This window comes from Streptomyces sp. NPDC031111, assembly GCF_055570675.1.
Genome location: NZ_JBVIGS010000031.1, coordinates 25,885 through 45,982, shown reverse-complemented (window position 1 = coordinate 45,982; position 20,098 = coordinate 25,885). Strand labels below are relative to the sequence as shown.

Genomic DNA, 20,098 nt, shown 5'->3' with positions numbered 1-20,098 from the left:
GATCCTTCTGTACGTTCTTCGTGACGCACGAACCGAACCAGGAGCCCGGCCACGTGACCCCCGTGAGCAGCCCCTCACCGCTGCGCACCGTGCAGGTGCTGGGCGGTGGCAACGCCGCGAGCAGCGCCCATGTGCGCTCGCTGGCCGCGGGGCTCGTCGCCAGGGGCGTGCGGGTCACGGTGTGCGCCCCCGTCGAGGCGGATCACACCTACGACTTCACCGGCGCCGGCGCCGACCACGTGCACGTGCCGCGCAGCAGCGACCCGGCATCGGTGGCCGCGCTGCGGGCCGCCTGCACCGGCGCCGACCTGGTGCACGCGCACGGGCTGCACGCCTCCTTCCGGACCGTGCTCGCCCTCGGAGGCCGGCGCACCCCGCTCATCGTCACCTGGCACGACCGGGCGCACGCCGAGGGGCCGCGCGCCCACTTCCTGCGCGTGCTGGAGCGGCGGGTCGTCAGGGCGGCCACGGTGGTGCTCGGCACGACCTCCGCCCTCGTCGACCGGGCGCGCCGCGCGGGAGCGCGGGACGCGCGGCTGGCCGCTGTGTCCCTCCCGGGGCCCCGCACCTGCCCGGTGCCGGACGACCCCGACCTGCTGCGGCCCAAGGTGCGGGCCGAACTCGGCGCCATCGGACGCCCGTTGCTCATCGCCGTCGGCTCCCTCGAACGGCACCGGGGCTACGACGTCCTGCTGGACGCCACCCACGCCTGGCGGCGCCTCGACCCCGTTCCCCTGGTGGTGATCGCCGGGGAGGGGCCGCTGCGCGGCGAACTCCAGCGCAGGATCGAGGACGAGGAGCTCCCGGTCCGGCTCATCGGCCGGCGCGACGACATCCGCGACCTGCTCGCCGCCGCCGATGTCGCGCTGCTGCCGAGCCGCTGGGAGTCACGCTCCCCGCTCGCCCAGGAGGCCCTCCACGCTCGCGTGCCGCTCGTCGCGACCGAGGTGGGCGGCATCCCCGAACTCGTCGGCGACGCCGCCGAGCTCGTCCCGTACGGCAACGCGCGGGCCCTCGCCGACGCCGTCGTACGGCTGCTGGACGATCCCCACCGCCGGGAGTTGCTCAAGGAGCGGGGCGTGCGGCAGGCGGCCGGCTGGCCGACGGAGGACGAGACGGTCGCCCAAGTGCTCAGCGTCTACGACGAATTGACGCAGCTCCGGCCGCTCTGACGTGGCCCGCCCCTCGTTCAGGGCACGTGCCGTCGGGCCCGGAGCGCCAGGCTCAGGGCGAGGACGGTGTGCGGATCGTCGAGGTCGGTGCCCAGCAACTCACCGATGCGGGCAAGCCTGTTGTAGAGCGTCTGCCGGTTCAGATGGAGTTCGCGGGCCGTCTCCGCCTTGCGTCCCGCGTGCGCCAGATAGGTCTCCAGGGTGGGCAGCAGCGACGGCTTGGAGCGGAGGTCGTGGTCCAGCACCGGACCGATCGCGCGGTCCACGAAGGCCGCCAGGTCCGGGTGGTCGCGCAGCCGCCACAGCAGCAGGTCGATGTCCAGCCGGCGGGCGTCGTACCAGGGGCGGTCCGGGAGGCCCTGCGCCGCCGTCGCCGTCTCCGCCGCGTGCCGCAGGCCCGTGGAGGCCGCCGCCCAGTCGCCGGCCGGCCCGACCACCACGACCGGCGGCCTGCCGCCCGGCCGCAGCATGCCCGCACGCTCCACACCCGCCCGCAGCGCCGCCGCCACCCGGTCCGCGAGCGCCGGCCGCTCCGCCTCGGCGCGCAGCCCCAGCAGCAGCGGCACCCGCCCCTCGACCGGCCGCACGCCCAGCAGGACCGGCGCCCCGAGGGACGCCAGTTCCTCGCCCACCGCGCGGGCCAGCACGGCCCAGCCTCCCCCCTGCGGGGACAGGGCGTCGCCGAGCCGCATCACCACCGGCAGCAGCGGGCCGGAGCCCGGCTTGAAGCCCAGCACGCGCGCCTGCGCGGGCGCGTCCGCCGCGCCGACGCGGCCCTCCGCGAGGTCGGTGAGGAAGTCCCCGCGCCCCCGCGCCGCCAGCTCCTCCTCCTGCCGGGCCTGCATCAGCACCACGGCGAGCAGACCCGCCGCCCGCTCGGCCGCCATGCGGTGCACCGGCTCCGGCGGATTCCGCACCGGCAACAGCACCAGACGGGCCCGTACGCCGCCGCTGCCGGGGCCGCCGCCCGGCACGTCCACCAGCGCCGAGCCGGCCGGGGGGTCGTCCTGGTGCCGGTCGCGCAGTCCCTCCCACACCTGGAGCGGGTCCGCGCCCTCGGGTCCCTCGCCGGCCGCGTACAGCAGCCGGCCGTCGGTCGTCTCCAGGAACACCGGATTGCCGGTGAACCCGGCGAGGATCTCCAGCACCTGTGGGACCCCGCCGCCGCCCAGCAGCGCCTCGGTGCACCGCCGGTGCATCTCCTCCGCGCGTTGCAGCAGCGCGTAGTGACCGTTGACGATCTCGGTGTGGATCTCCTCGGTGACCGTCACGAACGGCACCTCGCGGTGCAGCTGGACCAGCGGCAGCCCCGCCGCCCGGGCCGAGTCGACGAGGGCGGGCGGCAGCCGGGTGAAGCGGGTGCCCAGCTCCACCACGAGGGCCGCGATGCCGCGCTCGGCCAGCGTGCGCACGAACGCCCGCTGGTCGGCCGGGCGGGTGCCGAGCCCGTACCCGGTGGTCAGCAGCAGCTCGCCGCCCTTCAGCAGCGAGGCGATGTTGGGCACCTCACCGGCGTGCACCCAGCGCACCGTGCGCTGGAGCCGGTCGGCGCCCGCCACGACCTCGGGCAGTCCACTGCGCAGCCCGGGCAGCTCCAGCGCCCGCCGCACGGTGATCCCGGCGCCCCGGGTGTCGTATCCGCTGTCCATGTCAGGGACGCTACCTGCGCGGATGTCGCCCGCACAGCCGGGGTTCGCGAGGCGGCGAGGGGGTAGGGGTTGCGGCCATGGACATCAGTGTGGTCGCCGCGGCACGGGAGGACGACAGCCCCGTCGACGAGCCGCTGCGGGTGGCAGCGGTCGCCGACCGGCTCGGGTACGACGAGGTGTGGCTCGGCGAGGGGCCGACGTGGGACGCGTTCGTGCTGGCCACGGCCGTCGGGCGGGCCACCGGAAGGATCGCCCTGACGGCCGGTCCGATGGCGGTGTCGGTGCGCGACCCGTACAGCCTCGCCCGGGGAGCCGCCTCGACGGCGGCGGTCACCGGACGCCCGGTGGGGGTGGCGCTGGGCACGTCCAGCAAGCGGGTCGTCGAGGGTGTGCACGGCCGGCCCCGGGTCCGTCCGGCGGCCGTGCTGGAGGAGACGGCCGCCGCGCTGCGGGTCCTGCTGCACGGGAGGCCGGGCGAGCCGGTCGTGCCCGGCAGCGGATTCCGGCGCCGGCAGCGGCCGCCCGGCGGACCGCTCACGGTGGCCGCGTTCGGCGACCGCGCGATCGCCACGGCCGCCGCGCACGCCGACCGGATGCTCCTCGACGTCGTCTCCCCGGAGCAGGTCCGCCTCCTGCGGGCCAAGATGCTCGACGCGGCCGGACGGGCCGGCCGCACCCCGCCGAGGCTGGCCGCCTGGGTGCCCGCCGCCGTCGACCCCGACCCGGCCTCGCTCACCCAGATCCTGCGCGGCGTCGTCGGCTATCTCACCGTGCCCGGCTACCGCGAGATGTTCGCGGCGGCGGGCTTCGGCGAGGCGGTCGATCTGGCCCGCGACGGTGCCGACGCGGACACCCTGCTGCGGGCCCTGCCGGCCGAGGCGGCGGCCACGGTCGGCCTGGTCGGCACCCCCGAAGCCGTACGGGCCCGCGCGGACGCCTACGCGGTGGCCGGACTGGACGAGATCGCCCTGGTCCCGGCCACGGCGGGCGACCCGGCTGGCGAGCGGACCCTGACGGCGCTCGCGCCCCGGTAGCCGCGCTCAGCCCCCGTACGCCCCGGAGGCCGTCAGGCGCAGCGCCGTGTCGATGAGCGGCACATGACTGAACGCCTGCGGGAAGTTGCCCACCTGGCGCTTCAGCCGCGGGTCCCATTCCTCCGCCAGCAGCCCGAGGTCGTTGCGCAGCGACAGCAGCTTCTCGAACAGCTTGCGGGCCTCGTCGACCCGGCCGATCATCGCCAGGTCGTCGGCCATCCAGAACGAGCAGGCGAGGAACGCGCCCTCGTCGCCCGGCAGGCCGTCGACACCCTCGTGCTGCCCCTCCGTGGGGTAGCGCAGGATGAAGCCGTCGGACGTGGACAGCTCGCGCTGGATCGCCTCGATGGTGCCGATCACCCGCTTGTCGTCCGGCGGCAGGAAGCCCATCTGCGGGATCAGCAGCAGTGAGGCGTCCAGCTCCTTCGAGCCGTAGGACTGCGTGAAGGTGTTGCGTTCCTTGTCGTAGCCCTTCTCGCACACGTCCCGGTGGATGTCGTCGCGCAGCTGCTTCCACTGCTCCAGCGGGCCGTCGGCGTCGCCGGACTCGATGAGCTTGATGGTGCGGTCGACGGCGACCCAGGCCATCACCTTGGAGTGCACGAAGTGGCGGCGCGGGCCGCGCACCTCCCAGATGCCCTCGTCCGGCTCCTGCCAGTGCTTCTCCAGGTAGCGGATCAGCTTCAGCTGGAGCAGTGAGGCGTAGTCGTTGCGGGCCAGACCGGTCATGTGGGCCAGGTGCAGGGCCTCGGTGACCTCGCCGTACACATCCAGCTGGAGCTGGTGCGCGGCGCCGTTGCCCACCCGGACCGGGGCGGAGTTCTCGTAGCCGGGCAGCCAGTCCAGCTCCGCCTCGCCGAGCTCGCGCTCACCGGCGATGCCGTACATGATCTGGAGGTTCTCCGGGTCGCCCGCCACCGCGCGGAGCAGCCACTCGCGCCAGGCGCGGGCCTCCTCGCGGTAGCCGGTGCGCAGCAGCGACGACAGGGTGATCGCCGCGTCCCGCAGCCAGGTGTAGCGGTAGTCCCAGTTGCGGACGCCGCCGATGTCCTCCGGCAGGGAGGTGGTGGGCGCGGCCACGATGCCGCCGGTCGGGGCGTACGTCAGTGCCTTCAGCGTGATCAGGGAGCGGATCACGGCCTCGCGGTAGGGGCCGTGGTACGTACAGTGCTCCACCCACTCGCGCCAGAACTCCTCGGTCGCCTCCAGTGACTGCTCCGGCTCCGGCAGCGGCGGCGGCTGCTTGTGCGAGGGCTCCCAGGAGACGGTGAACGCGATCCGCTCGCCCGGCGAGACGGTGAAGTCCGCGTACGTGGTCAGCGCCTGCCCGTAGGTGTCGACGGGGGTGTCGAACCACACGGAGTCCGGGCCCGCGACGGCGACCGTGCGGCCCTCGTGCCGGTGCACCCACGGGACGATCCTGCCGTAGGAGAACCGCATCCGCAGCGCCGAGCGCATGGGCACCCGGCCCGAGACGCCCTCCACGATCCTGATCAGCTGCGGGGCGCCGTCGCGCGGGGGCATGAAATCCGTCACCCGGACCGTGCCGCGCGGGGTGTCCCACTCCGACTCCAGGATCAGCGAGTCGCCGCGGTAGCCGCGCCGGGTGGCGCGGGGCGGCTCCGCCTCGGCGGCGTGGGCGGGCCCCAGCCGCCAGAAGCCGTGCTCCTCGGTGCCCAGCAGGCCGGCGAAGATGGCGTGCGAGTCGAAGCGGGGCAGGCACAGCCAGTCGACTGTGCCGTCCCGGCAGACCAGGGCAGCGGTCTGCATGTCTCCGATGAGTGCGTAGTCTTCGATGCGCCCGGCCACGTGCAACTCCAGTCGAACGGCCACGTCACCCCTCAAGGGGGTTGTCGCTAGTGCGGTCAAGGGGTTTTTGAAATGCGTCGTTGAGCTGTGAAGCAAAGCAGTCGCTCAGCGGTGAACGCAAAGCGCCAACCCAAGTTCAACGAACTGACGAGCTCACGTTGTTCCGGCAGTCACGGGCGGGGGGTGGTGCCGTTCGGCCGGCCGGGCTCGGCAGCGAGTGTCCGAGCAGGATACGACGCACCAAGTTGATCTGTGTGCCGCTCCGGAGAACCCGGCTCCGCCGAAGGAGTGACCACGGCGTGAGGGTTCTGTGCGCGGTACGGACGCGTGGCGGCGCGTGTGCGGAGCGTGGCCGGGAGCCATCCCCGCGCGGCGCTGATACGCTGGTAGCCCGTGGACCGGTGGGCCAGAAAGCCCCGGAACCGCACTCACACGCCGCGACCACGGGAGCCCCCTCTTGGCCATGCCGCCCAAATCTTCGACGACCAAGCACATCTTCGTCACCGGGGGTGTCGCCTCCTCGCTCGGCAAGGGGCTCACCGCCTCCAGCCTGGGCATGCTGCTCAAGGCCCGGGGTCTGCGCGTCGTGATGCAGAAGCTGGACCCGTATCTGAACGTCGATCCGGGCACGATGAACCCCTTCCAGCACGGTGAGGTCTTCGTCACCAACGACGGCGCCGAGACCGACCTGGACATCGGACACTACGAGCGGTTCCTTGACCGTGACTTGGACGGCTCCGCAAACGTCACTACAGGCCAGGTGTACTCGACCGTCATCGCCAAGGAGCGGCGCGGCGAGTACCTGGGCGACACCGTGCAGGTCATCCCGCACATCACCAACGAGATCAAGCACCGCATCCGGCGCATGGCGACCGACGAGGTCGACGTCGTGATCACGGAGGTCGGCGGCACGGTCGGCGACATCGAGTCGCTGCCGTTCCTGGAGACCGTCCGCCAGGTCCGGCACGAGGTCGGCCGCGACAACGTGTTCGTGGTGCACATCTCGCTCCTGCCGTACATCGGCCCCTCGGGTGAGCTGAAGACGAAGCCGACCCAGCACTCGGTTGCGGCGCTGCGCAACATCGGTATCCAGCCGGACGCGATCGTGCTGCGCTGCGACCGCGAGGTGCCGACCGCGATCAAGCGGAAGATCTCGCTGATGTGCGACGTCGACGAGGCCGCCGTGGTCGCCTGTCCCGACGCCCGCTCGATCTACGACATCCCCAAGGTCGTGCACGCGGAGGGCCTGGACGCCTATGTCGTCCGCAAGCTGGACCTGCCGTTCCGGGACGTGGACTGGACGACCTGGGACGACCTGCTCGACCGCGTCCACAACCCCGAGCACGAGATCGTCATGGCGCTGGTCGGCAAGTACATCGACCTGCCCGACGCCTATCTCTCGGTCACCGAGGCGCTGCGCGCGGGCGGCTTCGCCAACAAGGCCCGGGTGAAGATCAAGTGGGTCACCTCCGACGACTGCAAGACCCCGGCGGGCGCCCAGGCGCAGCTCGGTGACGTCGACGCCATCTGCATCCCCGGCGGCTTCGGCGACCGCGGTGTGCTCGGCAAGGTCGGCGCGATCAAGTTCGCCCGCGAGAACCGGATCCCGCTGCTGGGCCTGTGCCTGGGCCTCCAGTGCATCGTGATCGAGGCCGCGCGCAGCCTCGCGGACATCTCCGACGCCAACTCCACCGAGTTCGACCCGGGCACCGCCCACCCGGTCATCTCCACCATGGCCGAGCAGATGGACATCGTCGCCGGTGAGGGCGACATGGGCGGCACCATGCGGCTCGGCATGTATCCGGCCAAGCTGGCCGAGGGCTCGATCGTGCGCGAGGTGTACGACGGCAAGGAGTACGTCGAGGAGCGGCACCGGCACCGCTACGAGGTGAACAACGCCTACCGCGCGGAGCTGGAGAAGAAGGCGGGCATCGTCTTCTCCGGCACCTCCCCGGACGGCAAGCTCGTCGAGTACGTCGAGTACCCGCGCGAGGTCCACCCGTACCTGGTCGCGACCCAGGCGCACCCGGAGCTGCGCTCGCGCCCGACCCGGCCGCACCCGCTCTTCGCGGGCCTGGTGAAGGCCGCGGTCGAGCGGAAGATCTCGAAGTAACACACCCAGTTGTACGGTTGCCGGGGTGCGAACCTTCAAAAGGTGCGCATCCCGGCCGCTTTTTTGCACATGTTCACGCACGGCACGCGCACGACCGCCGTACGTCGGGAAGGACAGCCATGACGATCAAGGACACTCCGGAAGAGTGGGAGATCCGCGGGACCGGGACGCCGTTCGTGGGCAACAAGACCTCCGTCCGCACCGACGACGTGGTCATGCCCGACGGAACCGTGGTCCACCGCGACTACCAGGTCCACCCCGGATCCGTGGCCGTCCTCGCCCTCGACGACGCCGACCGGGTCCTGGTCCTGCGCCAGTACCGCCACCCCGTGCGGCACAAGCTGTGGGAGATCCCGGCCGGTCTGCTCGACGTGCCCGGCGAGAACCCGCTGCACGCCGCCCAGCGCGAGCTGTACGAGGAGGCGCACGTCAAGGCGGAGGACTGGCGGGTGCTGACCGACGTCTACACCACGCCCGGCGGCTGCGACGAGGCCGTACGGATCTTCCTGGCGCGGGGGCTGTCCGAGGCCGAGGGCGAGCGCTTCGAAGTCGAGGACGAGGAGGCCGACATGGAGCTGGGCCGGGTTCCGGTCGAGGAGCTGGTGCGCGGCGTGCTCGCCGGCGAGCTGCACAACAACTGTCTGGTGGTGGGCGTCCTCTCGCTGGTCGCCGCGCGGGCCGGGGACGGCCTGGACGCGCTGCGTCCGGCTCAGGCGCCGTGGCCTGCGCGGCCGTTCGAGGCGTGACGTCGACGGGGGCGCCCTTGATCGCCCCCGCCGCCCCTTTCCGTCCCGAACCCGGGGCTCCGCCCCGGACCCCGCTCCTCAAACGCCGGAGGGGCTGAGATTCAGCCCCTCCGGCGTTTGGTGGTCCTACGATCGGTTGATCCGATCGGGCGGTGTCCTGGGGCCGTGCCGCGCTCCTCACGGAACGTCGCAGAGCGTGAACTAGGCTCTGGAAAACGCCCGGTCCGGAGCCCCGGCGGGTTTGCGCGTGCGGTGGGACGGGAGTGGGACCCGTGACGGATCAGGCGGTGGACCCGGACGGTGTGCGGCTCCTTCGGGACGCTCCTCCCGAGGGTCGATTCCTGGGCCGTACCAGGGAGTTGAAGGAGTTGCGCGCCGACATCGAGCGCGCGGGACTGGACACCCTCTCCGGCCGGAAGGCACCTCGCGCGCGCGTGCTGCTCATCGCCGGCCGGCCCGGCTCCGGCCGCACGGCCCTCGCCGAGGAGCTCGTGCGCCAGGTCGCCGACCGTTACCCCGACGGCGTGCTCCGCGTCCGGCTGGGAGAACCCGACGGCACCCGCGTGCCCGTCGGGCGCGCCGCGCGGGAACTGCTCGACGGGCTGGAGGCGCCCGCCCCGGCCGGGGCCGCCGACGACGAACTCAGCGAGGCCCTGCGCGCCGCCCTCGCCGACCGCCGGGTGCTGCTCCTGCTGGACGACGCCGCCGACGCGGAGCAGGTCGACGCGCTGCTGCCGGACAACCCGGACTGCCTGGCCGTCGCCGTCTCCTCGGGGCCGCTGACCGGCATCGCCGACGTCCGTCCCTGCACGCTCGGCGGACTCGACACCAAGTCCGCGGTGGAGGTGCTCTCCCGGTTCACCGGATCCGTGCGCGTCACGGTCGACCCCCGGGCCGCCGAACGGCTCGCCGAGCAGTGCGAGGGCCAGCCCGCCGCCCTGGTGCTGGCCGGAGGCTGGCTCGCCGCCCGGCCCCAGGCCGCCGTCGCCGACCTCGCCAAGCAGCTGCACGCGGACACCGGCCAGGGCACCGTCGTCAGCCGGGTCCTCGGGCTCGTGCACGCCTCGCTGCCCGCCTCCGCCGCCCGCACACTGCGGCTGCTCTGCCTCGCCCCGGCCGGCCTCGTCGACCCGCACACCGCCGCCTCCCTCGCCGGCTGCTCGGTGGAGTCCGCCCGCACCACCCTGGACGACTTCGTCGCCCACGGACTGCTGCACCCCGTGGGCTCCGCGCTGCCGCAGTACGAGGTGCCCCGCTGTCTGCACCCGCTGCTGAGCGCCCTCGCCGAGACCCATGAGCGGCCCGCCGAGCTCCAGCTGGCCCGGGCCCGGATGCTGGAGCGGACCGTACGGCTGCTCCAGTCGTGCAGGGCGATCACCGAGACCGACAGCCCCCTGGCGCGCGAGAAGCTCCTCGGCATGCCGCGCTCCCTGCGCTTCCCCGCCCCCCGGGCCGCCGCCGACTGGCTGCGCGTGCGCCGCCCCGCCCTGCTGGCCTCCGCGCGGCTCGCGGTCGCCGACGGGGAGCTGGACACCCTCGCCCGGCGCCTGATGTCCCAGCTGGTGCGGGCCATGGTGGCGCACTTCGGCACCCAGGCCGCCGCGAGCGACCTGTACGACGTCCACGGCCTGGTCCTCGACGTCGCCGAGCGCCGGAACCTGCCCCGGGAACGGGCGGCGGCCCTGCTGAACCTCGGCGACCTCGACGCACGCACCGGACGCACGGCCGACGCGCTGGGCCGCTACCGGGCCGCGCTGGACGCGGGACGCGAGGCGAACGACCCGTACGCGACCGGCCGCGCGATGGAATCCGTGGGCGGCGCCCATCTGGAGCTCGGGGACTACGACCGGGCCGCCGACTGGTTCGGCCGGGCCCTCACCGAACGCCTCGCCCGGGGCGAGCACGCCGACGCCGCCCGGCTCTACGGCCGTATCGGCGCCGCCCACACCTACGCCGGACGCTACGGCGAGGCGCTGCGCAACTGGCGCGCGGCGGTCGCCGGACACCGCAGGAACGGCGACGTGGCCGCCCAGGCGCGGGCGCTGAGCGAACTGGCCCGGGTGCAGGAGTACGCGGGACGGATCGAGGACTCGCTGCGCACCTGCCGCGAGGCCGTCGAGTGGGCGCGCCGGGCCGAGGACACCCGGCTCCAGGCCGCGCTGCACCTGCGGATCGCCGACTCCTTCGAGCACCTCGGGGACCCCGCGTCGGCCGGGCTGCACCGGGGCACGGCCGAGCGCATGCTGGCCGAAGAGGCCCCGGACGAGGAATCCGAGCCGGAACACGGTGCTAACGCCTGCGAAATCCGTAGCGCTTCTGCGGAAGATTGATGCATTGAAAGGCTAGACAGCGGGAACACCTTCATTAGACTGGCTCTGCCGCACCTTCTCCTGCGGTCTCTCCCGGTGTGCCCGTGCGTGCCCGGGTATGTGTAGTGATATCCCCATACCCTCTGAGCCAAGGACCGTGATCGACGTGAAGGTCGGCATCCCCCGCGAAGTCAAGAACAACGAGTTCCGGGTGGCCATCACCCCCGCCGGCGTGCACGAGCTGGTGCGCCACGGCCACCAGGTCGTCATCGAGCGGGGAGCCGGCGTCGGCTCCTCGATCCCGGACGGTGAGTACATCGCCGCCGGCGGCCAGATCCTGGACACCGCCGACGAGGTGTGGGCCGCCGCCGACCTGCTGCTCAAGGTCAAGGAGCCCATCGCGGAGGAGTACCACCGCCTCCGCAAGGACCAGACCCTCTTCACCTACCTGCACCTGGCCGCGTCCAAGGAGTGCACGGACGCCCTCCTGGAGTCCGGCACCACCGCGATCGCCTACGAGACGGTCGAGCTCCCCAACCGTGCCCTGCCGCTGCTCGCGCCCATGTCCGAAGTCGCGGGCCGGCTCTCCACCCAGGTCGGCGCCTACCACCTGATGCGCGCCCACGGCGGCCGCGGTGTGCTGCCCGGCGGTGTCCCCGGCGTGCTGGCCGGCAAGGCCGTCGTCATCGGCGGCGGCGTCTCCGGCTGGAACGCCGCGCAGATCGCCATCGGCATGGGCTTCCACGTGACCCTGCTCGACAAGGACATCAACAAGCTCAAGGAGGCCGACAAGGTCTTCGGCACGAAGATCCAGACCGTCGTCTCCAACGCCTTCGAGCTGGAGAAGGCCTGCCTGGACGCCGACCTCGTGATCGGCGCGGTGCTGGTCCCCGGCGCCAAGGCGCCGAAGCTGGTCACCAACGAGCTGGTCTCGCGCATGAAGGCCGGAAGTGTCCTTGTCGACATCGCGATCGACCAGGGCGGCTGCTTCGAGGACTCCCACCCGACCACGCACGCCGAGCCGACCTTCAAGGTGCACGAGTCGGTCTTCTACTGCGTCGCCAACATGCCCGGCGCGGTGCCCAACACCTCCACCTACGCGCTCACCAACGCCACGCTGCCGTACATCGTCGAACTCGCCAACCGCGGCTGGGTGGAGGCGCTGCGCCGCGACCCCGCGCTCGCCAAGGGGCTCAACACGCATGACGGCAAGGTCGTTTACAAGGAGGTCGCCGAGGCGCACGGGCTGGAGCACGTCGAGCTCGCCTCGCTGCTCGGCTGAGCCGCCAGGACGGTAAGTCGACCAAGTCGTCCGTCCGTAAAGGCGATACGTCAACACAGGTCGTCAACGTCACGTACCCGGCCGGACCTTGCCCGACAAGGTCCGGCCGGATGTGTGTATGGTCACTTCCTGATTCCTGCACAACTCGCCTCGAACGTAACCCTTCTACCGATTCGCACACCGGTGAAACCTGCCGTGCGACGGCCGTACGCCCTTGACAGAGGGATGTTTCATTGCCGACACATCGGGCCGGGTCCGGCGGATTGTGTTGCTGCGGACGGCCGACACGCCATAGAGTCGCCAGTCGTCGGCATGGTGCCACGCTGACCTGTCTAGAAGTTTCCTGGTCACCAAGGAGGTAAGACGACTTGTGAATGAGTCGACATTTACTCCCGGGGGTGGTCAACCAGGAATGCCTGCACCGGGCCAGGGGCCCGCGGGATTCGCTGCTGTCGGCTCCGTCGCAGTGCGCACCTTCGCAGCCCACCAGGGTCACCAGACAGCAGGGGTGACTCACCCAGCACACCGAAGCATGGATGGCCATCACGTGAACGCCATGGCCGGCGACGGAAGTGGCGCGCCCCACAACCAGTTCGCCGACTACGACGAACTGCCCGAGGGGCACTTCTACGACCCCGACGCCGAGTACGAGCCCGATCCCGAGTACGCGGCCACGCTCGCGCCCGACGCGGCGCGGCAGCGCCGTGAGCGCATCGGCCCGACCGGTCGCCCGCTGCCGTACTTCCCGATCCCGGGTCCGCTGACCGATCACGGCCCCGCGAAGATCATCGCGATGTGCAACCAGAAGGGCGGCGTCGGCAAGACGACGTCGACCATCAACCTGGGTGCCGCGCTCGCCGAGTACGGGCGCCGGGTGCTGCTCGTCGACTTCGACCCGCAGGGCGCGCTGTCGGTCGGTCTCGGCGTCAACCCGATGGAGCTCGACCTCACCGTCTACAACCTGCTCATGGAGCGGGGCATGGCGGCCGACGAGGTGCTGCTGAAGACCGCGGTCCCCAACATGGACCTGCTGCCCAGCAACATCGACCTGTCGGCGGCCGAGGTGCAGCTGGTGAGCGAGGTCGCGCGCGAGTCCACGCTCCAGCGGGCGCTGAAGCCGCTGATGGACGACTACGACTACATCGTGATCGACTGCCAGCCCTCGCTCGGCCTGCTCACGGTCAACGCGCTGACCGCGGCGCACAAGGTGATCGTGCCGCTGGAGTGCGAGTTCTTCGCGCTGCGCGGTGTGGCGCTGCTGACCGAGACCATCGAGAAGGTCCAGGAGCGGCTCAACCCCGACCTGGAGCTCGACGGCATCCTCGCCACGATGTACGACTCGCGCACGGTGCACAGCCGTGAGGTGCTCGCGCGGGTCGTCGAGGCGTTCGACGACCACGTCTACCACACGGTCATCGGGCGCACCGTCCGCTTCCCGGAGACCACGGTCGCCGGTGAGCCGATCACCACGTACGCGTCCAACTCCGTCGGTGCCGCCGCCTACCGCCAGCTCGCCAGGGAGGTGCTCGCCCGGTGTCACGCCGAGTGAGTCTGCCCGGGGCCGACGAACTCTTCCGTACGACAGGGGGGATGGCGCTCCAGGCGTCGACCCCCCGGCGCCAGGCCAACGGTGACGCCCGTGTCCCCGCACCCGCGGGGGAGGGCGACGCGGCGGCGGCCGCCGCCGAGGACGCGCCGCAGTCGGTGCCCGCGCAGGGCGGCGACGGCGAGGGCGCGGAGCATGTCGCGGCGGACGCGGAGCCGGCCGACGCCGGCGAGTCCCGCAGCCGCGACGCGGCGGGCTCCGGGCGGCGTCAGGCGGCGCAGGACGGCGCCGGCGCGGCCCCGCGCAAGCGGGGGCGTCAGTCGGCGCGGCGGCCCAGCGGGCGCGAGCGGCACGACGAGAAGATCACCGTGTACGTGTCCGCCGAGGAGCTGATGGACCTCGAACACGCGCGCCTGGTGCTGCGCGGCGAGCACGGGCTGGCGGTGGACCGCGGCCGGATCGTCCGCGAGGCGGTCGCCGTGGTCCTCGCGGACCTGGAGAGCCGCGGGGACGCCAGCATCCTCGTACGACGCCTCCGTGGACGGTAGCGGTAGCCTGCGGAGGCCATGACCTCGAACGACGCACCCACCCCCGGCGCCCGGCCACCGCGCCGCCGCACACTGGGCCGGGGCCCGGGTACGCCACCGGACGCCCCGGGCACCGGGCGTACCGCGCCCGGGGAGCGCACGGGCACCCGGACGCCCGCGGGGCCACCCCCGACGGCGACGCCGCCGGAGGACGGGATCACCGGGCCCGGGGAGCCGGACCCGGCGGCTGGACCTGCGCCCGGGACGCCCGAGGAAGCGACGGGCGCCGGGCTGCCTGCGTCGGCCGTGGACGGCGGGGCTGGGGAGTCGGAGCCGGAGGTTGGGCTCACGCCCGGGATGGCCGAGGACGTGACGGGCGCCGGGCTGCCTGCGTCGGCCGTGGACGGCGGGGCTGGGGAGTCGGAGCCGGAGGCTGGGCTTACGCCCGGGATGGCCGAGGACGTGACGGGCGCTGGGCTCCCTGCGTCGGCTGCTTCGCCGGTCGAGCCGGGGGCTGACGACGGCGGGACCGGGGAGCCCGGGGAGCCGGGTGACGCTGTTTCCGCCGGAGTCCCCGCGACGGATGGGGCGAGGGCGGCCCGGGCCGTGTGGGCCGAACCGCCGGGCCCCGAGGCCGGTGTGCCGCTGGAGTCGGCCGAGGTGAAGGTCGGCGTCGGGGTGGAACTCCCCGTCCCGACGGTCGCCGCGCCCGCGCGGGAGGCAGCCGCCGGGCCCACCGTCGAGCCGCCCGTGCCGACGGCGGCCCCGGATAGCGACGGGGCGACGGGCGCGGACGGTGCCCCTGAGCCGCCGGCCGGGGACGGCGAACCGGCAGCCGCCGACGACGGGCGGTTCAAGGTTCGGCTGGCGAACTTCGAGGGGCCGTTCGATCTGCTGCTTCAGTTGATCTCGAAGCACAAGCTGGACGTCACCGAGGTCGCGCTGTCCAGGGTGACCGACGAGTTCATGGCGTACATCCGGGCCCTGGGGCCCGACTGGGACCTGGACGAGACGACCGAGTTCCTCGTCGTGGCGGCCACACTGCTCGACCTCAAGGCCGCGCGGCTCCTGCCCGCCGCCGAGGTGGAGGACGAGGCCGACCTCGCCCTCCTGGAGGCCCGGGACCTGCTGTTCGCGCGGCTGCTCCAGTACCGCGCGTACAAGCAGATCGCCGAGATCTTCAGCCGGCGCCTCGACGACGAGGCCCGGCGCTACCCCCGTACCGTGGGACTGGAACCGCAGCACGCCGAGCTGCTGCCCGAGGTCGTCATCAGCATCGGCCCCGAGGGCTTCGCCCGGCTCGCCGTCAAGGCGATGCAGCCCAAGCCCAAGCCGCAGGTGTACGTCGACCACATCCACGCCCCGCTGGTCAGCGTGCAGGAACAGGCCGGGATCGTCGTCGCCCGGCTCAAGGAACTCGGCGAGGCGAGCTTCCGCGCGCTCGTCGAGGACACCGACGACACGCTGACCGTCGTGGCACGGTTCCTCGCCCTGCTGGAGCTGTACCGCGAGAAGGCCGTCGCCCTCGACCAGGAGACCGCGCTCGGCGAACTGACCGTGCGCTGGACCGGCGGGGACGGGGACGCCGCGCCCACCGTCACCGACGAGTTCGACCGGCCGCCGGAGCAGCCCGAGGAGGAGAGGAAGCCGTGAGCGAGGAGACGACCGAGACGCCCGCCGGGCCGCGCACCGTCGCGGACCTCGACCTCAGGCCCGCCCTGGAGGCGATCCTCATGGTCGTGGACGAGCCCGCGACCGAGGAGCACCTGGCGAAGATCCTCGAGCGCCCCAGACGCCAGGTCGCGGACGCGCTGCGCGAGCTGGCCGACGAGTACACCGTCCAGGGCCGAGGCTTCGAGCTGCGGCTCGTCGCGGGCGGCTGGCGCTTCTACACCCGGCCCGAGTACGCCGCGGCCGTCGAGGGCTTCGTCCTGGACGGCCAGCAGGCGCGGCTCACCCAGGCCGCCCTGGAGACCCTCGCGGTCGTCGCCTACCGGCAGCCGGTCAGCCGCAGCAGGGTCTCCGCCGTACGCGGAGTCAACTGCGACGGCGTGATGCGCACCCTCCTCCAGCGCGGTCTGATCGAGGAGGCGGGCACGGAACCCGAAACAGGTGCGATCCTGTACGCGACGACGAACTACTTCCTGGAGCGGATGGGCCTGCGCGGTCTGGACGAGCTCCCGGAGCTCGCGCCCTTCCTCCCGGAGGCGGAGGCGATCGAGGCCGAGACACAGGAAGGCGTACCGTCGTTCGATCCGGATGCTCCGGACCCGGACGACGGTCCCACGACGGACATGCCCATGACGAAAACGACGGAATTTTGATGCGAAGCAGCGGCAGCGGCAGCGGAAAGAGCGGCGGACGCGGTAATTACCGCGGCGCCGGCAACAACAGGGACCAGAAGCAGGGGCAGGGCCGCCCCCGCAAGCCCCGCCCCGAGGAGCGCCGCTACGACGTGGGCCCCGGGGCCACCAAGGACGGCCCGAAGGCCGGCCGTGGCGGCGCCGCCAAGCCGTCGTCCCAGAAGGGCGGCGGCCGGGGCGGACGCACCGCCCCGGGGCGTTCGCGTGAGTACGAGACGCGGATGGAGGAGCGCAACCGCGACCGGTACGCGGGCAAGAAGGACGTGAAGCTCCCGAAGACCTTCCCAGGCGCCGAGCAGGAGGGCGAGCGGCTCCAGAAGGTGCTCGCCCGCGCGGGATACGGCTCCCGGCGTGCCTGCGAGGAGCTGATCGAGCAGGCCCGGGTGGAGGTCAACGGCGAGATCGTCCTCGAGCAGGGCAAGCGGGTCGACCCGGAGAAGGACGAGGTCAAGGTCGACGGCCTGACCGTCGCCACGCAGTCGTACCAGTTCTTCTCGCTGAACAAGCCCGCCGGTGTGGTGTCGACCATGGAGGACCCGGAGGGGCGCCAGTGCCTCGGTGACTACGTCACCAACCGCGAGACCAGGCTCTTCCACGTCGGCCGGCTCGACACCGAGACCGAGGGCGTCATCCTGCTCACCAACCACGGCGAGCTGGCGCACCGGCTGACCCACCCCAAGTACGGCGTGAAGAAGACCTACCTCGCCGCCATCGTGGGCCCGATCCCGCGCGACCTGGGCAAGAGGCTCAAGGACGGCATCCAGCTGGAGGACGGCTACGCCCGCGCGGACCACTTCCGGGTCGTGGAGCAGACCGGCAAGAACTACCTCGTCGAGGTCACCCTGCACGAGGGTCGCAAGCACATCGTGCGCCGCATGCTCGCGGAGGCCGGCTTCCCGGTCGACAAGCTGGTGCGCACCGCCTTCGGACCGATCACCCTGGGCGACCAGAAGTCGGGCTGGCTGCGGCGGCTGTCCAACACCGAGGTCGGCATGCTGATGCAGGAGGTCGACCTCTAAGGGCTTGTGCGCCCGACCCGCACCCCCTTTAATAGTCACTGCGACTATTAAAGGGGGTGCGGGTCTTGGACGGCTACGACAAGTACGCCTTCGAACCCTTCGCCGTCACCGTCGACCTCGCCGTGTTCACCCTCCGCGCGGGCGCGCTGCACGTGCTGCTCGTCGAGCGCGGCCAGGAGCCGTACGCCGGCAGGTGGGCGCTGCCGGGCGGCTTCCTCCGGCCGGACGAGTCCGCGGAGAGCGCCGCGCGGCGCGAACTGGGCGAGGAGACCGGGCTGACGGACGTGTCCGGGCTGCATCTGGAGCAGCTGCGGACCTACAGCGAACCCGACCGGGACCCGCGGATGCGCGTCGTCTCCGTCGCCTTCGCCGCACTGCTCCCCGACGCCCCCGAGGCGCACGGCGGCGGCGACGCCGCCCAGGCCCGCTGGACGCCGTACGACTCCGCGCGGGAGCTCGCCTTCGACCACGGCCGGATCCTGGCCGACGCGCGGGAACGCGTCGGCGCCAAGTTCGAGTACACCTGCCTCGCCACCGCCTTCTGCCCGCCCGAGTTCACCCTCGGCGAGCTACAGCAGGTCTACGAGACCGTGTGGGGCACCGCCCTCGACCGGCCCAACTTCCGCCGCAAGGTGCTCGCCACCCCGGGCTTCGTCGAAGCCGTCCCCGGCGCCGCGCGCCTCACCGGGGGCCGGGGCAAACCCGCCGCGCTCTACCGCGCGGGCACCGCCACCACCCTCCACCCGCCGCTGCTCCGGCCGACCCCGGAAGGACGCCCCGCATGACCACGACCACCGTCACCAAGCGCGCCGCCACAGGAACGCTCACGGGACTCGCCCTGGGGGACGCGCTGGGCTTCCCGACCGAGTTCAACGACGTGCCGTCGATTCTCGCCAAGTTCGGACCGTGGCGGGAGATGGACCTGCCCAGGCCGGCGATCGTCACCGACGACACCCAGATGACGCTGGCCCTGGGCAAGGGCCTGCGGACGGCGATGGACCGGGGCCTGCTCACCCCGAAGCGGCTGGAGCGGCCGGTGCGCGAGGAGTTCGTGGAGTGGTACCGCTCGCCCGAGAACAACCGCGCCCCGGGCAACACCTGCCTCAAGGCCTGCCATCTGCTGGCCCGCGAGGACCGGCCCTGGCAGGACGCCTCCCAGGTCCACTCCAAGGGCTGCGGAGCCAACATGCGCGTCGCCCCCATCGGTCTGGCCCCCGGCCTGACCGACGAACAGCGCGCCGGCGCCGCCCAGTTGCAGTCGGCCCTCACCCATGGACATCCCACCGCGCTCGCCGCCTCCGACCTCACCGCCCATGCCGTACGGCTGCTGGCGGAGGGCGCCGAGCCGACCGGCCTGATCGGGCTCCTGCGCTCCTACGCCTACGACAACCGCACCCGCTACCACGAGTTCTGGCTGGGCGACCTGTGGACCCGCGCCCAGGACCCCACCCCCGAGCACTTCATCGCGCGGGGCTGGGGCGAGTGCCTGGCCGTCCTGGAACGCCTCCAGGAGGCCGTGCGCACCGTCTCCCCGGAGACCGACCCGTGCCTGGCCACCGGGGAGGGCTGGATCGCGGAGGAGGCCCTGGCGACCGGCCTGCTCTGCTTCCTCCTCTTCGTCGACGAACCCCTCACCGCCCTGCGCCGCGCCGCCTGCACCGCGGGCGACTCCGACTCCATCGCCTGCCTGGCGGGCGCCTTCGCCGGCGCCCACCTGGGCGCGGACGCCTGGCCGGCGGAGTGGGCGGACCGCATCGAGTACCGCGAGGACCTGCTGGCCCTCGGAGCGCTCTGGGACGCGCGTCCCTAACCTGCCCGGAAACCTGCCCGGAGGGCCGAGGCGTGGCGGACGCGGACGAGGAAGTCCTCCACGCGTCGGCGGTCCGGTTCCGGCGGGAGCGGGCTGTGGTGGGTGGCCTCCTCGGCCTGCTGCTCCAGGTGGTTCATCCGGGCCTCCACCTCGGGCCACGGGACCTCGCCCCGCTTCACCGCCAGCAGCGGCTCGCGCTCCTCGCCCACGTCGATCGTGAGGGCGCCCGTGCGGAGCAGGTCGCGGGCACTGGAGAGCAGGCGGAGCAGGTGCATCGCGTGCTTCCAGCGCGGGGCGCCGTGCGTGCGGACGTCGGCCTCCAGCTTGCGGCGCTGGCCGCGGGCGTACCTCGTGAACGTCTCGTGGACCCGGCGGGAGAGGAACGCCCCGCGCAGGGACAACAGCTCGCGGCCGGTGTCGTCGGCGTACTCCACCAGCGGGGAGTGCAGGCACTCCAGGATGTTGGGGTTGGCGCGCAGGGCCAGTTGGCAGAAGCGTTCCAGCTCCCAGCTGAACTGCTCCTCGGCCGGGCCCTCGACATGCGTCGGCGGCTTGTCGAAGCGCCAGAACAGGGGAGTGGGGGCGAGGAAGACGCCCCGGCGGTCGGTGTCGCTGCCCTCCGTGGCCAGGCCGAAGGCGCGTGAGCCCATCACGCAGGCGTAGATCGTGTGGTCGCCGACCAGGGTCTCGGGGCGCATGCCCGGCAGCGTACGCGGGGG

16 protein-coding genes are annotated in these 20,098 nt (G+C 72.6%); 13 read left to right on the top strand and 3 right to left on the bottom strand.

Translation table 11 applies throughout. The features are described 5' to 3' along the window. Window positions 1-53: 53 nt before the first annotated feature. Window positions 54-1,172, top strand: coding sequence for a glycosyltransferase family 4 protein (locus ACZ470_RS37630; protein WP_468434464.1), 1,119 nt, complete (start codon window positions 54-56; stop codon window positions 1,170-1,172). A 17-nt stretch (window positions 1,173-1,189) separates the two neighbouring features. Here the strand turns inward: ACZ470_RS37630 and ACZ470_RS37625 are convergent, their stop codons facing one another. Next, entirely contained in the window at window positions 1,190-2,821 is a 1,632-nt protein-coding gene (locus ACZ470_RS37625) for a PucR family transcriptional regulator (RefSeq protein ID WP_468434463.1), read from the bottom strand. 77 nt (window positions 2,822-2,898) lie between these two features. On the opposite strand from ACZ470_RS37625, the gene ACZ470_RS37620 reads away from it, so the two are divergent. Then, window positions 2,899-3,855 (top strand): LLM class F420-dependent oxidoreductase, encoded by a 957-nt coding sequence (locus ACZ470_RS37620; RefSeq protein ID WP_468434462.1) that lies wholly within the window; start codon window positions 2,899-2,901, stop codon window positions 3,853-3,855. Window positions 3,856-3,861: 6 nt separating this feature from the next. Here ACZ470_RS37620 and ACZ470_RS37615 read toward each other — a convergent pair whose 3' ends face one another. Next, on the bottom strand, window positions 3,862-5,664 hold the full coding sequence (locus ACZ470_RS37615) for a glycoside hydrolase family 15 protein (RefSeq protein ID WP_468434476.1): 1,803 nt from the start codon (window positions 5,662-5,664) through the stop codon (window positions 3,862-3,864). 463 nt (window positions 5,665-6,127) lie between these two features. Here ACZ470_RS37615 and ACZ470_RS37610 point away from each other — a divergent pair, with 463 nt between their 5' ends. From ACZ470_RS37610 to ACZ470_RS37560, 11 genes are all read left to right on the top strand, one after another. Beyond that, window positions 6,128-7,777 carry a CTP synthase gene (locus tag ACZ470_RS37610; RefSeq protein ID WP_468434461.1) on the top strand — a complete coding sequence of 550 codons (1,650 nt, stop codon included), beginning with the start codon at window positions 6,128-6,130 and terminating at the stop codon, window positions 7,775-7,777. A 119-nt stretch (window positions 7,778-7,896) separates the two neighbouring features. After that, complete coding sequence (locus tag ACZ470_RS37605) at window positions 7,897-8,523, top strand: NUDIX domain-containing protein (RefSeq protein ID WP_468434460.1); 627 nt, start codon at window positions 7,897-7,899, stop codon at window positions 8,521-8,523. Between the two features lie 272 nt (window positions 8,524-8,795). Further along, window positions 8,796-10,853, top strand: a complete 2,058-nt coding sequence (locus ACZ470_RS37600) for a tetratricopeptide repeat protein (RefSeq protein WP_468434459.1) — start codon at window positions 8,796-8,798, stop codon at window positions 10,851-10,853. A 136-nt stretch (window positions 10,854-10,989) separates the two neighbouring features. Further along, complete coding sequence (ald, locus tag ACZ470_RS37595) at window positions 10,990-12,114, top strand: alanine dehydrogenase (protein WP_468434458.1); 1,125 nt, start codon at window positions 10,990-10,992, stop codon at window positions 12,112-12,114. Window positions 12,115-12,526: 412 nt separating this feature from the next. Next, window positions 12,527-13,663: a ParA family protein gene (locus ACZ470_RS37590; RefSeq protein ID WP_468434457.1), complete on the top strand. Its 1,137-nt coding sequence runs from the start codon at window positions 12,527-12,529 to the stop codon at window positions 13,661-13,663. After that, a complete protein-coding gene (locus ACZ470_RS37585) occupies window positions 13,648-14,208 on the top strand; it encodes a hypothetical protein (protein ID WP_468434456.1) in 561 nt (186 codons plus the stop codon). The genes ACZ470_RS37590 and ACZ470_RS37585 overlap by 16 nt, the downstream gene beginning before the upstream one ends. Window positions 14,209-14,793: 585 nt before the next feature. Next, window positions 14,794-15,840 carry a segregation and condensation protein A gene (locus tag ACZ470_RS37580; protein ID WP_468434455.1) on the top strand — a complete coding sequence of 349 codons (1,047 nt, stop codon included), beginning with the start codon at window positions 14,794-14,796 and terminating at the stop codon, window positions 15,838-15,840. Further along, window positions 15,837-16,511: an SMC-Scp complex subunit ScpB gene (gene scpB / locus ACZ470_RS37575; protein WP_468434454.1), complete on the top strand. Its 675-nt coding sequence runs from the start codon at window positions 15,837-15,839 to the stop codon at window positions 16,509-16,511. Before ACZ470_RS37580 ends, scpB begins: the two co-directional genes overlap by 4 nt. Further along, the gene (locus ACZ470_RS37570; protein WP_468434453.1) at window positions 16,511-17,569 is read left to right on the top strand and encodes a pseudouridine synthase; all 1,059 of its coding nucleotides are present in this window, start codon (window positions 16,511-16,513) and stop codon (window positions 17,567-17,569) included. Before scpB ends, ACZ470_RS37570 begins: the two co-directional genes overlap by 1 nt. Before the next feature lie 56 nt (window positions 17,570-17,625). Then, on the top strand, window positions 17,626-18,354 hold the full coding sequence (locus ACZ470_RS37565; RefSeq protein WP_468434452.1) for an NUDIX hydrolase: 729 nt from the start codon (window positions 17,626-17,628) through the stop codon (window positions 18,352-18,354). After that, window positions 18,351-19,379, top strand: coding sequence for an ADP-ribosylglycohydrolase family protein (locus ACZ470_RS37560; RefSeq protein WP_468434451.1), 1,029 nt, complete (start codon window positions 18,351-18,353; stop codon window positions 19,377-19,379). The genes ACZ470_RS37565 and ACZ470_RS37560 overlap by 4 nt, the downstream gene beginning before the upstream one ends. Here the strand turns inward: ACZ470_RS37560 and ACZ470_RS37555 are convergent. After that, complete coding sequence (locus tag ACZ470_RS37555; protein ID WP_468434450.1) at window positions 19,376-20,077, bottom strand: nucleotidyltransferase domain-containing protein; 702 nt, start codon at window positions 20,075-20,077, stop codon at window positions 19,376-19,378. The two genes, ACZ470_RS37560 and ACZ470_RS37555, sit on opposite strands and share 4 nt — an antisense overlap. Between the last annotated feature and the right edge of the window lie 21 nt (window positions 20,078-20,098).

What these genes read in the sequence shown, in the direction of transcription:
- ACZ470_RS37610 (WP_468434461.1), top strand. Translation starts at nt 6,128, where the DNA reads ATGCCGCCCAAATCTTCGACGACCAAGCACATCTTCGTCACCGGGGGT.
- ACZ470_RS37625 (WP_468434463.1), bottom strand. Translation starts at nt 2,821, where the DNA reads ATGGACAGCGGATACGACACCCGGGGCGCCGGGATCACCGTGCGGCGG.
- ACZ470_RS37620 (WP_468434462.1), top strand. Translation starts at nt 2,899, where the DNA reads ATGGACATCAGTGTGGTCGCCGCGGCACGGGAGGACGACAGCCCCGTC.
- ACZ470_RS37605 (WP_468434460.1), top strand. Translation starts at nt 7,897, where the DNA reads ATGACGATCAAGGACACTCCGGAAGAGTGGGAGATCCGCGGGACCGGG.
- ACZ470_RS37590 (WP_468434457.1), top strand. Translation starts at nt 12,527, where the DNA reads ATGCCTGCACCGGGCCAGGGGCCCGCGGGATTCGCTGCTGTCGGCTCC.
- ACZ470_RS37560 (WP_468434451.1), top strand. Translation starts at nt 18,351, where the DNA reads ATGACCACGACCACCGTCACCAAGCGCGCCGCCACAGGAACGCTCACG.
- ACZ470_RS37570 (WP_468434453.1), top strand. Translation starts at nt 16,511, where the DNA reads ATGCGAAGCAGCGGCAGCGGCAGCGGAAAGAGCGGCGGACGCGGTAAT.
- ACZ470_RS37555 (WP_468434450.1), bottom strand. Translation starts at nt 20,077, where the DNA reads ATGCGCCCCGAGACCCTGGTCGGCGACCACACGATCTACGCCTGCGTG.